12 protein-coding genes and 3 tRNA genes are annotated in these 14,798 nt (G+C 68.5%); 12 read left to right on the plus strand and 3 right to left on the minus strand.

What is annotated here, in order from left to right; genetic code table 11:
• Nucleotides 1-75: 75 nt before the first annotated feature.
• The 3 genes from FJY74_01030 to asnS all read left to right on the plus strand — a co-directional run bounded on the left by FJY74_01030 (nucleotide 76) and on the right by asnS (nucleotide 3,900).
• Nucleotides 76-1,824 carry a Trk family potassium uptake protein gene (locus FJY74_01030; GenBank protein MBM3306902.1) on the plus strand — a complete coding sequence of 583 codons (1,749 nt, stop codon included), beginning with the start codon at nucleotides 76-78 and terminating at the stop codon, nucleotides 1,822-1,824.
• Nucleotides 1,825-1,862: 38 nt separating this feature from the next.
• Nucleotides 1,863-2,534, plus strand: a complete 672-nt coding sequence (locus FJY74_01035; GenBank protein MBM3306903.1) for a TrkA family potassium uptake protein — start codon at nucleotides 1,863-1,865, stop codon at nucleotides 2,532-2,534.
• Between the two features lie 70 nt (nucleotides 2,535-2,604).
• Nucleotides 2,605-3,900 (plus strand): asparagine--tRNA ligase, encoded by a 1,296-nt coding sequence (gene asnS, locus FJY74_01040; protein ID MBM3306904.1) that lies wholly within the window; start codon nucleotides 2,605-2,607, stop codon nucleotides 3,898-3,900.
• Nucleotides 3,901-3,912: 12 nt separating this feature from the next.
• Here asnS and glnA read toward each other — a convergent pair whose 3' ends face one another.
• Genes glnA through FJY74_01055 form a run of 3 tightly spaced genes read right to left on the minus strand, consistent with a single transcriptional unit; the run spans nucleotide 3,913 to nucleotide 6,754 of the window.
• Nucleotides 3,913-5,379 carry a type I glutamate--ammonia ligase gene (glnA, locus tag FJY74_01045; protein MBM3306905.1) on the minus strand — a complete coding sequence of 489 codons (1,467 nt, stop codon included), beginning with the start codon at nucleotides 5,377-5,379 and terminating at the stop codon, nucleotides 3,913-3,915.
• Between the two features lie 51 nt (nucleotides 5,380-5,430).
• The gene (locus FJY74_01050; protein MBM3306906.1) at nucleotides 5,431-5,805 is read right to left on the minus strand and encodes an EamA family transporter; all 375 of its coding nucleotides are present in this window, start codon (nucleotides 5,803-5,805) and stop codon (nucleotides 5,431-5,433) included.
• Between the two features lie 31 nt (nucleotides 5,806-5,836).
• Entirely contained in the window at nucleotides 5,837-6,754 is a 918-nt protein-coding gene (locus FJY74_01055; protein MBM3306907.1) for a glycosyltransferase family 2 protein, read from the minus strand.
• A 1,358-nt stretch (nucleotides 6,755-8,112) separates the two neighbouring features.
• Here FJY74_01055 and FJY74_01060 point away from each other — a divergent pair.
• The 9 genes from FJY74_01060 to FJY74_01100 all read left to right on the plus strand — a co-directional run bounded on the left by FJY74_01060 (nucleotide 8,113) and on the right by FJY74_01100 (nucleotide 14,762).
• Nucleotides 8,113-8,718, plus strand: coding sequence for a peptidylprolyl isomerase (locus tag FJY74_01060; protein ID MBM3306908.1), 606 nt, complete (start codon nucleotides 8,113-8,115; stop codon nucleotides 8,716-8,718).
• Nucleotides 8,719-8,745: 27 nt separating this feature from the next.
• Nucleotides 8,746-9,387 (plus strand): tetratricopeptide repeat protein, encoded by a 642-nt coding sequence (locus tag FJY74_01065; protein MBM3306909.1) that lies wholly within the window; start codon nucleotides 8,746-8,748, stop codon nucleotides 9,385-9,387.
• Nucleotides 9,388-9,461: 74 nt separating this feature from the next.
• Nucleotides 9,462-10,646 (plus strand): tetratricopeptide repeat protein, encoded by a 1,185-nt coding sequence (locus tag FJY74_01070; GenBank protein ID MBM3306910.1) that lies wholly within the window; start codon nucleotides 9,462-9,464, stop codon nucleotides 10,644-10,646.
• Nucleotides 10,647-10,760: 114 nt separating this feature from the next.
• A complete protein-coding gene (gene nifS, locus FJY74_01075; GenBank protein MBM3306911.1) occupies nucleotides 10,761-11,927 on the plus strand; it encodes a cysteine desulfurase NifS in 1,167 nt (388 codons plus the stop codon).
• A 51-nt stretch (nucleotides 11,928-11,978) separates the two neighbouring features.
• Nucleotides 11,979-12,938, plus strand: a complete 960-nt coding sequence (locus tag FJY74_01080; protein MBM3306912.1) for a hypothetical protein — start codon at nucleotides 11,979-11,981, stop codon at nucleotides 12,936-12,938.
• A gap of 62 nt (nucleotides 12,939-13,000) precedes the next feature.
• Nucleotides 13,001-13,089: transfer RNA gene (locus FJY74_01085), tRNA-Ser, on the plus strand.
• Between the two features lie 33 nt (nucleotides 13,090-13,122).
• Nucleotides 13,123-13,212: transfer RNA gene (locus tag FJY74_01090), tRNA-Ser, on the plus strand.
• Nucleotides 13,213-13,220: 8 nt separating this feature from the next.
• Nucleotides 13,221-13,297, plus strand: a tRNA-Arg gene (locus tag FJY74_01095).
• 271 nt (nucleotides 13,298-13,568) lie between these two features.
• Complete coding sequence (locus FJY74_01100) at nucleotides 13,569-14,762, plus strand: hypothetical protein (GenBank protein ID MBM3306913.1); 1,194 nt, start codon at nucleotides 13,569-13,571, stop codon at nucleotides 14,760-14,762.
• Nucleotides 14,763-14,798 lie beyond the last annotated feature (36 nt).

Raw genomic sequence — 14,798 nt, forward strand, 5'->3', positions numbered from 1 at the left:
ACGTCCGGCGCCGGCTTCCTATGCTCTCGCGGCAACGGACACCGCGTGCGGAGACGTTCGGGGCAAGGGACCAGGATGGACAGAGACAGGCTGCTCACCTGGCTATCTCGGTTGATGTTCGTCGTCGCCGCGGTTGCGGCGATCTCCCTGCTGCTGGAGTACGGGTTCTACCTGAGCCCGGCGGCGCGGGAGGCTCTCCATGCCGTCGACCTCGCCGTGGTCGGCGTGTTCATCGCCGACGCCCTCTTGAGGTTCGCGCTCTCCAGGAAGAAGTTCTTCCACGTGAAGCTGCGGTGGCCGGCGCTGGCCATCGCGGCGCTCGTCGTGTCGCAGCTGGCCCTCGTCCGGCGCCTCATCGGCACCGAGTGGATGCCGGCCGTGCTGGAGGAGCAGGGCGTCTTCTCGCTGACGAAGGGCTACATCGTCGTCCTTCAGGTCTACCTCCTGCTCCTCATCGTCGGTCAGGCGGTCGCGGCGAATCGCAGGATCGCGTCGATGAGGGTCCGCCCGGCGAGGACCGTCATGCTGTCGTTCCTGCTCCTCATCGCCGTCGGGGCGCTGCTTCTCTCGACGCCGAAGGCGACGGTCCGGGGCATCGCGCCCCTCGACGCGGTCTTCAGCGCGACCTCGGCCATCTGCGTGACCGGGCTCGTGGTGGTCGACACGGGAACGGAGTTCACGCGGTTCGGACAGGCCATCCTGCTCACGCTCATCCAGATCGGAGGCCTGGGGCTCATCACGTTCGCTACGTTCTTCGCCGTCGCCATGAGACGGACGCTGGGGCTGCGCGAGAGCCTGGCGGCGCGGGGCGCGCTCAGCTACGAGGGGCTGGGGCGGATGGGGCGCACTCTCGGGACGGTGATCGGCCTCACGGTCCTCCTCGAGGCCGTCGGCGCCGTGCTCCTGTTCGTTTCCACGCGCGGGGAGTTCGGAAGCCCGAGGGCGGCGCTGTGGACGTCGGTCTTCCACTCCATCTCGGCCTTCTGCAATGCCGGCTTCTCTCTGCACTCAACGAGCCTCGAGCGCTACGTCGGCAACGTGCCCGTGCTGCTCACGGTGACGACGCTCATCGTGCTCGGCGGGCTGGGCTTCCCGGTCATGATGAACGCGCTCGGCTACCGCGTGCTCGCGGAACACCCGTCCCGGTGCCGCTCGAGGTGGGGTGTTCACGCGCGGCTCGTGCTCCTCGTAACGGGGGTCCTCCTCGCGGTCGGAACGGTCGGGTTCTTCTTCCTTGAGCGGAACGGAGCGCTCGCCGGGAAGTCGCTGGGACAGCAGGTGCTGTCCTCGTACTTCGGATCCGTCACCGCGAGAACGGCGGGCTTCAACACGGTGCGGACGGCCTACCTGTCGCTGCCCACGCTCTTCCTGCTGACCGCGCTCATGTTCATCGGCGGCTCGCCCGGAGGGACGGCCGGCGGCGTCAAGACGTCGACGACCGGCGTGGTGTTCGCCACGATCAGCGCGCTCTTCCGGGGCAAGAACCGCGTGGAGATCATGCGCCGTCGCATTCCCGACACGGTGGTCAACCAGGCGCTGGTGGTCGTGGCGGCGGCGATCCTGATCGTCACGGGCGGCACGTTCTTCCTGCTGGCGTCCGAGGGCGGAGCGCTGTCGGACGCGTTGTTCGAGGTGGTGTCGGCCTTCGGCACCGTCGGCCTCTCCACGGGGATGACGCCGCTCCTGTCGCCTGGGTCGAAGGTCGTTCTTGCGCTCGTGATGCTCATCGGGCGCATCGGCCCGCTCACGCTCGCCCTTGCGGTCGGGCAGCGCGAGGCGCGCCAGTCCTACGATTACCCCGAGGAGACGGTGCTGGTCAGCTAGCTCGGCGCGGCCGCTTGGTCGCGTCTGGGAGGTCCTGTATGGGGAAGCGATACGCGGTCATCGGGCTGGGGCTCCTTGGCCGGACGGTGGCCAGAGAACTCGCCGAGCGCGGCGCCGAGGTGATCGCCGTGGACATGAACCAGCGGCTGGTCCAGTCCATCGCCGAGGAGGTCGCTGTCGCCGTGCGACTGGACTCCACGGACAGGGAAGCCCTCGCGGCGCAGGGCGTGAACCGGGTGGACGCGGCGATCGTGGCGATCGGGGAGAACTTCCAGGCGGCGGTCCTGACGACGGCGCTCCTCAAGGAGCTGGGCGTGCCGAGGGTGATCTCGCGGGCGGTCACCGAGGACGAGGCGAGGATCCTCAAGCTCGTGAAGGCGGACCAGGTGATCCTGGTCGAGGAGTGGGTGGCCCGCCGGCTGGCGCAGCAGGTGATGAGCCCCTCGCTCACGGAGATCGTCGAGCTGTCGCCCGGCATGAGCCTCGGCAGGATCGAGACGACGGAGAGCATGTGGGGCAAGACGCTCGCGTCGCTGAGCTTCCGACAGCGCTACGGCCTCAACGTGATCTCGGTCATCAAGGCGAGCGACGTGCCGGAGTCGCTGTCGCAGCTGCCCGATCCGAAGGCGACCCTCGAGAAGGGGGACGTCCTTCTCGTGGACGGGCCGGAGGACGCCATCGAGAGATTCGCGGCGAGGAGTGACGATTGAGCTCGGGCCGGTCGGACATCCGGTCGGCGGATTGCCCGACGCGACAGAGCGAACACCGCGGGGAGCATCCATGAAGCAGCGTTGCACCATCGAGACCATCGGGAAGCACGAGGGAACTGAGGTCACGCTCGAAGGGTGGCTCGTCGGAAGGCGATCGAGCGGGAAGGTGATGTTCCTCGAGTTCCGCGACGGGACGGGGTTTCTGCAGTGCGTCGCGAGCAGGGCGGAGGTGGGGGAGGAGACGTTCGAGGCGCTCGGCCGTCTCACGGTGGAGTCCTCGCTGCGGGTGACCGGCGCGGTGCGGGCCGATCAGCGGGCGCCGGGGGGATTCGAGCTCTCCGTTCGCGCGGCGGACGTCGTCCAGGTGGCCGAGGAGTACCCCATCGGCAGAAAGGAGCACGGACCGGCCTTCCTCATGGACCACCGCCACCTGTGGATCAGGTCATCCGGTCAGTTCGCCGTGCTCCGCGTCCGCGCGACGGTCGTGCGCGCCATCAGGAACTACCTCGACTCCCGCGGATACGTCCAGATGGACTCGCCGCTGCTCACCCCCGCCGCGTGCGAGGGCACCTCGACGCTCTTCGAAACGAAGTACTTCGACGAGAGCGCGTACCTCTCTCAGAGCGGCCAGCTGTACAACGAGGCGACGGCCATGGCGTTCGGCCGCGTGTACTGCTTCGGGCCGTCGTTCCGCGCGGAGAAGAGCAAGACGAGGCGACACCTCATCGAGTTCTGGCAGGTGGAGCCGGAGGTGGCGTACGCGGACCTCGACGACATCATGGAGATCGAGGAGGAGCTGGTGTCCGAGGTCGTCGCGGAGGTGCTTCGAACGCGCGGGCGCGAGCTCGCGATCCTCGGGCGCGACCCGGCGCAGCTTCGAGGCGTGGAGCCGCCCTTCCCGCGCATCGCGTACTCGGAGGCGGTCGAACGCATCCGGAAGGGAGGCCTCGACATCGAGTGGGGCAGAGACCTCGGGGCGGAGCACGAGACGCTCCTCTCGAAGCAGTTCGACCGGCCCGTGCTCGTGCATCGCTACCCGCGCTGCATCAAGCCCTTCTACATGGAGGTCGATCCCGAGAACGCGGAGCTGTCGCTGTCCGTTGACATGCTGGCGCCCGAGGGCTACGGCGAGATCGTCGGCGGCGGGCAGCGGATGAGCGACCTCGCCACGCTCGAAGCGCGCATCGAGGAGGAGGGGCTTCCGCGCGCCGACTACGAGTGGTACCTCGACCTCAGGCGGTACGGCTCCGTGCCGCACGCCGGCTTCGGTCTGGGCGTGGAGCGGACGGTGGCGTGGATCTGTGGGCTGGAGCACTGCCGCGAGGCCATCCCGTTCCCGAGGATGCTGTACCGGCTGCGGCCGTAGAGGGTCGCGGCGTCAGCAGTCGAAATAGAGCCCGTACTCGCCCGGGTGCGGGTGCGATGCGATCGTCTCGATCTCCTCGCGCTTGAGCTCGATCCACGTTGCGGCGAACTCGTCGGCGAAGATCCCCCGCGTCGTGAGGAAGTCCGCGTCGCGCTCGAGCGCGTCGAGCGCCTCCTCGATCGTCGCCGGGAGGGGGACGATCCGGTTTCTCTCCTTCCGAGGGAGCTCGTGGACGTTCCGGTCGAAAGGACCGAACCCGTGCGCGGTCGGGTCCACGCGCCGGTCGAGTCCGTCGAGCCCAGCCGCGAGCAGCGCCGCCATCATGAGATACGGATTGGCGGTCGCGTCCGGCGGCCGGTACTCGATCGTCTTCGCCTCCGGGCGCGTCGCGTAGCGGGGAACGCGGATGGCGGCGCTTCGGTTGCCCTCGGAGAAGAAGAGGTTCGTCGGAGCTTCGTATCCAGGCCGGAGCCGGCGATAGGAGTTCGTGCTCGGACTCACGATGGCCGAAAGGGCTCGGCCGTGGGAGAGGATGCCGCCCACGAAGTGCAGAGCGCTCTCGGAGAGCCCGGCGTAGCGGCCCTCGCCGTGGAACACCGGCGCTCCGGCCCGCATGAGCTTGACGTGCACGTGCAGCCCGCTGCCCGCCTCGGCAAGGAGAGGGCGAGGCATGAAGGTCGCTGCCAGACCCCACTCCGCCGCCGTGTTCCGGACGATGTGCTTGCCGAGCATGACGTGGTCGGCGGCCGGCACGAGCGGCTCGCCGATGAGCTCGACCTCGAGCTGTCCGGGCGCGCCGTTCTCGTGGTGATGGTACTTGACCGGGATGCCGGCGTCCTGCAGCCGCGCGGCGACCTCGTTGCGGAACTCGAAGAAGCGGTCGCACGGCGGGGACGCGTGGTAACCGCCGCCGGCGCGGATCCTGTAGCCGAGCCCGTCGGACTCCGAGTCGGGGTCCGACCACCCGGCCTCGTCGGACCGCACGGAGAAGAACGAGCCGTTCCTGCGCTCGTCGTACGCGACGGAGGAGAACGCGTAGAACTCGAGCTCCGGGGCCCAGAGGCTCATGTCCGCGTGCCCGGACTCGGCGAGGGCGCGCTCGGCCCGAAGCGCCGTGAGCCTGGGGTCGAGGGGGAAGGGGGTCTTGAGCTGTGCCTCCGCGGCTGAGGACAACACGGCCACGATGATGCGGCCGTCCCATTCCTCGGCCTGCGCCGTGAGGCGATCGGGGATGAGCACCATGTCGCCGCGCTCCACGCGCTTGAACCCCGACACGCTCGAGCCGTCGAAACCCACCCCCGAGGCGAAGAGCGACTCGTCCACGCGGGTCACCGGCACCGTCACGTGGTGCCACCGTCCCGGCAAGTCGGCGAACCGCACGTCGAGCGCGTCGGTCCCCGACGCCGCGAGCGCGGCGACGAACTCCGCGTCGCCTGCCGTCTTCCTGAGCTGCTCTGTGAGATCGCGAAGGCTCTTCATGGTGTCTCCCGTGGGGTGGTGCCCATCCGCCGGGCACGTGCGCGCCGGCGTCTATGAGCCGCTCGTTCCGACGAGATAGACACCCACAGCAACGACAATGGTCCCGAGGATCCTCTGGAGGCCCATGCTCTCGCCCCAGAGGTGCCACGACGCGACCGCGACCAGCACGTAGCCGACGCCCAGCAGGGGGTACGCGTAGCTGAGCTGTACCCTGGACAGGGCCGAGATCCAGAAGACGGCGCTCACCGCGTACAGCACCAGCCCCAGGAGCGTGAGCGGCGCGGTGAGCATGGGCACTGCCGTCGAGAGCCCGAAGTACGCCTCTCGCCCGGCACGTGCCTGGTAGCTGAGAAGCGACTGCTTGATCGAGACCTGACCGCAGACGTTAAGCAGGATGCTCACGGCCAGTATCCAGATGTGCGTCATGCTCTTCCCCCGTCGTTCGCCCGGGCGCGCATCACGAAGCAACGCGCCTGAACCTCAGCCTGAGCAGCGTCGCCACGGCCTCGAACCAGTGCTTCGCGCGTATCTTCTTGCCCTCGGAGGTCTTCCTCGGGTAGTAGCGGATCGGAACCTCCCGGATGCGAATGCCGCGGGCGGCCACCAGCGCAGTGACCTCCGGGCAGAACTCGAATCCCGTGCATCGGAGAGGCAGGCTCCTGAGCAGGCTGGTTCGGAACGCCTTGTAGCACGTGGGCTCGTCGGTGAGAGCCGTGCCGAAGAGGATGTTCGTGATCCAGGTGAGCGTCACGCCCCCCAGGAAGAAGCTCGGCGACGAGATGGGGTTGGTCTTGAGCAGTCGCCTCGATCCGTACACGACCGCAACCGCAGGATCCTCGAACTGGCGCACGATGAGCTCGTAGTCGTTCGGGTCGTACTCCAGGTCCGCGTCCTGGATGATGGTGAGCTCGCCGGCGACGTGCTCAACGCCGGTCCGAATCGCTGCGCCCTTCCCTCGGTTGCGATCGTGCCACACCACCTTGACTCTCTGCCGCTTCCCAAGCGTCTCCAGCACACTTCTGGTTCCGTCGGTCGAGCCGTCATCCACGATGACAACCTCCGACACGACGGGGCTTGCCAGCACGCGGTCCACGATCGCCCCGATGGTCCGAACCTCGTTGAACGTGGGGACGATGACACTCAGGTTCGCGCGCACCCGACACCTCCTCCAAACGCATTCTCGGCCCCCCCAGGCAGGGAGAACCACCGCGCCGCCCTGGGACTGACGCGCGATGCGATCCGGGCGAGCGCCACCGCGCAGAACACCATGAGAAGCCCGTCGAGCGGCAGGCGGTAGCGTACGTTCGTCGTGAACACCGGGTACACGAGCGTGAAGGTCACGAGGGTCGCGAGCAGCGGCGCGTAGCGGTTCCATCGCCGCCTCTCGAGCACGATGCCGACCAGCCCAAGCAGGAACATGGGACCGTACGACAAGATCGAGATCCACGCGCTGCGGTCGGTTGTGAAGCGGTTCTGCGTCTGGGGAGTGGGGTAGAACCGGTAGAGGTTGGCCAGTTTGGCGAAGTACAGCCGGACGGCTCTTGCCGGATCCTGTTTCACGTACTCGAGACCGCGGGCGAGGTACATGCGATCGGCTCCGGCGTACCCGATCTCCCGCGGGAGACCTCGGAGGTCCTCCGGGATGCCAACCCTCGACTGCGAGGTCGCCGTCGCGTCGGGGCTGTTACCGTAGAGGAACTCCCGCCCCCCTCCGACGGAGATGGGGATGAACTCGCCGGTGACCATGTGATTGCGGACGGTCCACGGAAGGACGGTTGCCACGGCAAGGGCCAGCACGAGAGCTGCGTGGAGCGCGCGCCGCTCACCCCGGAAGGTCCAGAGCACCGCGACAGGCACGAGCGTGACGGCGATGGAGCGACTGAGCGCAAGGAGCCCTAGAGCGCACCCCTGCGCCGCGCTCACGGGAAGCCTCGGCGCCTCGCGCGAGACGAGGGCAAGATACACGACGAGGAGCAGCAGGATGGTCGTCGTCTGTGTGTCGTAGAGAGCGCCGGCGTTGTAGACGTAGTACGGGTAAAGACAGGCTATCGTCGCGGCGACAAGGCCGACCTTGGACCCGCGCAGGCGTCGGGCGATCAGGAAGACGAGGTACGGAATGAGCCCGCCGAGGAGCGCCTGGAACAGGTAGGCCGCCCTGTACGAGTGTCCTGCCAGAGCGTAGGGCACCACCATCACGAAGGCCTGAAGCGGGCCCCTCAGGACCGCATCCCCCGCACGCTCCCCGGACACGATTCGCCAGGCGATCTCGTCGTAGTAGTGCGGGTCCGGCCAGTACAGATCATCCTCGAGCGTCAGCACGAAGGCGACCCGCACGAGCACGGCGAGCGCGACGATCCCCAGGAGCACTGCTGGAACCCGTGCGCGGACGGTTCCACACCCCATGGACCTCAGCATGCTCGTAGTCTAGCGGTCAGCGCGACCGGCTGTCAAGCGAACGCGGGAGCGCTCGCGTCGCCCGCGCGGCGCAGGGGGAAAACCGCCTTGACACTGCGCCGGCGCGCCGAGTACATTGAAGAACCGAAATCGCAACGCGGCCGAAGGTCGCATGGAATCGTGAGCGTGGAGGGCACCATGGGTTCGTGGATGAGGTGGTTGCCTGTCGTGGTGACATGCGCCGTGCTTCTGACGGCGGTGGCGGCGGGTTGCAGCGGGACGCCGTCCGAGAAGGGCGAGACCGCCGCGCAGAGCGCGGCGAGCGAGGAGGCGGCGTCCATGACCGAGGCGATCGACCCTGGCGCGACCGAAGCGGTCGAAGAGGCGCCCGCCGGACCGACGGCAACGCTGACGTACATCGAGAACGGCGCGAGGAAGACCAGAGAGGTCGCCTACCTCGTCCCCGGACGGAAGATCGCCACGCTCGAGACGGCGAAGGGCGTCATCAGGATCGAGCTCTGGGAGGACAAGGCGCCGAACACGGTCGTCAACTTCGTCTCGCTTGCGAACGCCGGACGATACGACGGCGTGGGCTTTCACAGGGTGATCGACGGCTTCATGGCCCAGACGGGCGACGTCGAGCACAAGGGCGGATACGGCGGACCGGGCTACACGATCCCGGCGGAGTTCGACGCGAGGCTCAAGCATGTCCGCGGCGTGGTATCCATGGCGCGGTCCTCGGAGCCCGACTCCGCCGGCAGCCAGTTCTTCATCATGTTCGCCGCATCGCCCAACCTCGACGGGCAGTACACGGCCTTCGGACAGGTCATCGAGGGCATGGACGTCGTGGACGCGATCAAGAAGGGCGACCGGCAGAAGAACGGTACCGTCACGGAGCCCGACAAGATCGTGAAGTTGCGCGTGACGACGGTCCCCGCACCGTAGTCGCCGGCCGCAGGAGGAGTGAGCGCGATGGGCGATGGGAAGCTCGCGACCGTGGCCGGCGTCGTGCTGGCGGCAGTGCTTGTGGTGTCCGTCGTGCCGCACGGGGCGCGCGCGCAGGACGCGCCGGGAGGCGCGGAGCAGGTTGCCGCGTCGATTGAGCGCCTTGCTGCCGAGGCAGCGGCGCGGCCCGACGACGTGAGCCTGAGGATCGAGCTGGGCAACCTCTACTACGAGACCGGGCTCCTGGACAAGGCGGTCGAGGAGTACCGCTCGGCGGTCGGGCTCGACTCGCTGCACGTGGGCGCGCGGCTCAATCTCGCGTCGGTGTACGTCGACCAGGGCAGCGCCGCGCAGGCGCTCCTGGAGCTTCAGAAGGCGCGTTCGATCGACCCGGCCAACCCGATGGTCTACACGAACCTGGGGAGCACGTACTACTGGCTCCAGCGCTACACGGAGGCCGTGGAGATGTACCTCGAAGCGCTCGCGCTCGATCCCGGGTGCGTGGAGGCGCACTTCAACCTGGGCGTCGCGTTCGCGGACGCCCAGATCTTCGACGAGGCGATCAGGGAGTGGGGCAAGGTCGTCGAGCTCGCGCCGGGAAGCCCGGTGGCCCGGACCTCAGCCGACAACATCCGCATGATCGAGGAGTTCCGCGCCGGAGGCCGCTGACGGCGCACCGGCGGGGCACGCCAGCGGGCGGGTCTCGACCGTCGGCCTGACGCAAGAACAGGAGCGAGGAACCCATGAGGACCATCCTGAGGCGGAGAGCGGCGCTCGCAGGGGCGCTCGTGGCGGCAGCGCTGCTGTCCGGCTGCATGGCGCCTATACCGTCCGGAGACGACGTCACAACGCCGACCGTCACGACCATCGGGGGCGGCACCGGGACCGCGGCGCCGCCGACCCAGCTCACCGAGGCGCAGAGGGCGGCGGCGAACGCTGCCGAGTTCTACCGCGTGCGAGAGATCGGCAAGGCGATCGAGAACTACGAGCGCGCGCTGAGTCTCGACCCGAAGCTCGTCGAGGCGTACCACGGGCTGGCCCACATCTACCTCGTGGAGACCCAGGAATTCGACAAGGCGCTCGGGCTCTACGAGCAGGCGCGGAGCGCCGCGCCGAACGACGCCTACACCAGGACCTCCCTCGCATACGCGTACTCCGTCGTCGGCAAGTACCAGGAGTCGGTGAACGAGTACGTAGAGGCGGCGAGGATGTCGCCGGACGACCAGGACGTCTTCCTGAATCTCGGCTACGTGTACGAGAAGATGCAGATGGACCTCGCGGCCCTCAACGCGTACCGGAGGGCGATCGAGCTTGCGCCGAGCGACACGAGGCCTGCGCAGGCGCTGGCGCAGATCTGCTACAGAGCCGAGCTGTACGACCAGGCCATCGCGGCCTTCGAGCGCGTCCATGAGCGCGGCTCCGCGAGCCAGTACGTCCTGTCCACGCTCGGCTACTGCTACATGAAGGTCGGGGTGTACGCGCGGGCGGAGAACCTGTTCCTGGCGGTGCTCCAGAAGAGCCCGGACGATCTCGCGGCTCGAGCGAATCTCGCCACGGCGTACAGGAGCATGGGCGACTACGGGAAGGCCGTGCAGCAGTACGAGGCCATCGTGCAGCGCAACCCGGGGGACGCAACGTATCTGAGCGCCCTCGCGGACGCGTACAACGAAGGCGGTCAGTACGACCAGGCGATCGCCACGGCGCGGCGAATGGCGTCGGTCATGCCGGGGAGCGGCGCGCCGTACATCCCCTGGGCCAAGGCGCTCGAGAAGCAGGGGCAGTATCAGGCGGCGATCGAGCAGCTCGAGAAGGCGGTACGCGACCCGGAGTGGAGGGCATTCGCGCTGAAGGAGATCGAGCGGCAGAACACGCTCATCGAGATCGCCGAGCAGCGCAAGCTCCGCGGCATCTGGGACAAGGGCGAGTGACGATCGGGGACGGCGGGCGGAGGGCAGACCTGCCGGGCCGGTTGCGAGCACAGCGAGATGCGGCCGGCCGCCTGCGGCCGGCCGCCGCTTCATGACCCTCCGGGGGAGTCGACGTTGAAGCGCGTGTACATGGACAACAACGCCACGACCGCGGTGGACGCGCGCGTCCTGGAAGCGATGCGGCCGTTCTTCTCGGAGCAGTACGGCAACCCATCGAGTCCCTACGGTCCGGCGCAGGCGGCGAGGGCGGCGGTCGACGCGGCCCGAGCGCCCGTGGCGCGGGCTCTCGGCTGTGGGGCCGAAGCCGTCGTCTTCACGAGCGGAGGCACGGAGTCGGACAACCTCGCGATCAAGGGCGTCGTCTTCGCCCGTGGCGCAGGCTCGGCCCACGTCATCACGACGCGGATCGAACATCACGCTGTGCTCTCCTCGTGCGAGTACCTCGAGCGACGGTTCGGCACGCGCGTCACCTACCTGCCCGTGGACCGACACGGTTGGGTGAACCCCGATGATGTCGAGCGTGCGTGCGAGGAGGACACGGCGCTCATCAGCGTCATGTTCGCGAACAACGAGGTGGGGACGATCGAGCCGATCGCGGAGATCGGGCGGATCGCCCGGGCGCGAGGCATACCGTTCCACACGGATGCCGTGCAGGCTGTGGGGAAGGTGCCGGTCTCGGTCGACGAACTGGGCGTGGACCTGCTGTCTCTGTCCGGGCACAAGCTCTACGGTCCGAAGGGCGTCGGCGCGCTGTACGTTCGGCCGGGCACGGTCATCGATCCCCTCTCTCACGGCGGAGGCCACGAGCGCGGCGCGCGCGCGGGCACGGAGAACGTACCCGGCATCGTGGGGCTGGGCGCGGCGCTGCGTCTGTGCCTGGACGAGATGGACACCGAGCGGAGGAGGCTCGCGGGTCTCGTGGGGCGCATGGAGCGCCACATCGTCGAGCGCATCCCGGACGCCGTGCCGAACGGCAGGGCCGACCTCAGACTCCCCGGCACCCTGAACGTCTCCTTCCGCTACGTCGAGGGCGAGAGCGTCGTGCTGGAGCTCGATCTCGCGGGCATCGCGGCGTCGACGGGGTCCGCCTGCACGACCGAGTCGACGGCGCCGTCGCACGTGCTCACTGCGATGGGCGTGGAACCCAACTGCGCCCAGGGCTCCGTGCGCTTCAGTCTCGGGCGGCAGAACACGGACACCGATGTCGACCTGCTTCTCGACGTCCTGCCTTCGATCATCGCCCGTCTGCGGTCCATCTCGCCGCTGGCGCCGCCGCGCTGACCGCCGCCGCGAGCGTCTTGGGGCGGGAGCCCCGAGCTGAGGAGACTCCGCATGGTCTCGCGCGCCTCGCGCTTCGTTCTTGTCGCTCACGCGGCGCTCCTCTTCGTTGCGGCGGGAGCCTGGGCGCTGCAGGGCGGAGCTCAGGGCTGGGAGTCCGCGTCGCGCGGCCCCGTGACGGTGCTCTTCCGAGAGGCCGATCGCGCGGCCGCCGGCCGCCTTCTCGAGCTCGCCGCGCCGTCTCTCGAGCGCATGTGGACCGAGTTGGACAGCCGTGAGCGCGGAGCGGTCAGGATCGTGATCGCGGCGAGCGAGGAGGAGTTCGCGGGTCTCGAGGGAGGGTGGCCTCCGGACTGGGGCGTGGCGTGGGCGGATGCCGGCCGCTCGCTGGTCGTCATGAAGAGCCCGCGCATCGTCTCGTATCCTCTGCAGATCGAGAAGGTCGTGGTGCACGAGCTCGCGCACGTGGTCGTCGGGAGAGAGCTTCAGCACATGAGCGTCCCCCGCTGGTTCGACGAGGGGATCGCAATGGCGCTGGCGGGGGAGTGGGACGGCGACCGCCGCGCGCTTGCCGCGGCGGCCGTGGCGGGCAGGCTCATTCCGCTCTCGTCGCTCGACGCGGGATTCCCCGAGAGCGACCGTGACGCCAGGCTCGCGTACGCGATGAGCTACGAGGCCGTGCAGTATCTCCTGCGTGAGAGCGGCCTTGCGGGCGGACCGCAGCTCGTCCGCGCCGTGGCCTCGGCGCCCGACTTCGAGACCGCCCTTCTCCGCGTGGCGGGGCGCGCGCCGGGGCAGTTCGATGTCGAGGTCGGCGGGCACGTCCGGCGGACCTTCGGGTGGACGGTCCTTCTGCAGAGCGTGAGCGCGGCCATGCTGCTCGGCGCGGTGGCGCTCGTGCTGGGCGCCGTCCGGCGGGCGAGGCGGGCACGCGCGAGACTTCGCGAGCTCGCCGCCGAGGAGGCCGAGCGCGCGCCACGGGGGCGGTCGCGCACGGGCTCGTCGTGGGCGTGAGCGAGCGCCGGGTGGATTGCCGTTTGACAGCTCTCAGCGGCGCTGCTATACTGCGCTCCGCGGGAGGGCTAGACCTAACTGGTAAGGCGGCGGTCTTGAAAACCGCTGGGCTTTCGAGCCCGTGGGGGTTCGAGTCCCTCGCCCTCCGCCAGAGGAAGCAAGCGATGGCAGGCCGTGAGCCCGCGGAGAGGTGCCCGAGAGGCCGAAGGGAGCTGCCTGCTAAGCAGTTGTACGCGCAAGTGTACCGAGGGTTCGAATCCCTCCCTCTCCGCCACCGTTCAAGCGCCCATAGCTCAACTGGATAGAGCGTCTGGCTACGGACCAGAAGGCTGGGGGTTCGACTCCTCCTGGGCGTACCACATGATGAGGGCTCCCTGTCTGCCGGCGGGGAGCCCTCGTCCTTTGTGGGTCGTGCGGGCCGCAACGCGGGGTCTGATCGTGGATTCGCTGTCCCGCCTCTTGCGGACCGGCACGAGTTATGCATTGAGCATCCGCACGACCGTGTCACAGTGGCGTCCGGTCTCAAGGCCTGGGCGTCACGCGGGCCCCGGACGGCCGCCCGCTGACCGACCGATGCCGCCGGCGTGGAGCCTGCTCTCCCGGTGGGGAGCTCTCCGAAGGAGTGGCGGGATGAAGACGTGCAGACTGACGGTGCTCGTCGCGCTGACCGTCGGCGCGTGCGTGCTGTTCTCCGGCTGTTCGGGGGATGGCGGCGGCAAGTCGGCCGACCAGCTCTACGACGAGGGCATGGGGTCGCTCGAGAGCGCGCTGAGCGGCGCGGACATGGACCAGGAACCCTGGAACTGGGGGGCGGACGTATCCGAGGCACACGAGCGCTTCGATGACGCGCTTGCGCAGAACCCGAACCACTGCGGCGCCAACCTCATGGCGGCGGCGACGCGGCTTCTCATGGTCGTCTCGAATCCGGAGCTTGGCGACATCCTCGACACGCTCTTCCCCGAGGGCCCCAGGGCGTCCCGCGCTTCCGGCATCCTCTGGTATGCGAGGAAGCCGGACCTCCGAGGTCTCTACCAGCGGTTCTCGGACGGCGGCAGGCAGGACTTCCACTTCTCCCAGCTCCAGAACTACATCGAGCTGCAGGTGCTTCCCGCTCTCACGTACGCGGACCAGCGCCTCACGAGATTCGAAGACATGAACTGCGCAATCTGGGTCCGTGTCGGTGAGGACTCCCTGGGACAGGACGTTCTCGCCGAGGTGGACGCGACCGACGCCTACTTCCTGCACACGGTGGTGGACGCGCTGCAGGCCGGGTGCAGCGTCGCCGTGTCGTACAACATCGACATCGACGACGGGCAGACACCGCAGTACCTGATCGAGTCGGACGCCGACTTCCTGACGCTGAGACGACCCGCGGCCATGGCGACAGCGTATGACGAACTCCTCGCGCTGGCCGCGCACCTGAGAGCGGCGTGCGACGCGCTCGAGGCGGAGACCGACGATCAGAGCGACGATGTCTTCACGGAAACCGACGGCTACGTGCCGCTGGACGACATGTTCGGCGGCGGGGCCGTCGAGGAGATCCGGGACATCGCCGACGCCATCGAAGACGCGCTGGTCAGCGGGCTTGTGTTCAACCCCTCGGGAGACGGAGGGCCGGACATCGACGTGCTCATCAGCTTCGATGCGCTCTTCAACGATCCCATCGCCGATCTCAGGAACTACTTCCCGGCGCACTCGTGGCCCCAGCCGGATGAGATCGCGATCGACCGCCCCATCGACTTCCCGGATCCCGAGTTCCATGGGATCACCCCGGGCATGGACAACGCGGAATGGGAGCTGATCATCCAGTGGCTGGAGGAGTAGGGCGAGCCGGTTTCGGCGGCGGGGTCGCTTGGCGCA

This window comes from Candidatus Effluviviaceae Genus I sp. (genome assembly GCA_016867725.1).
Taxonomy (GTDB): domain Bacteria; phylum Joyebacterota; class Joyebacteria; order Joyebacterales; family Joyebacteraceae; genus VGIX01.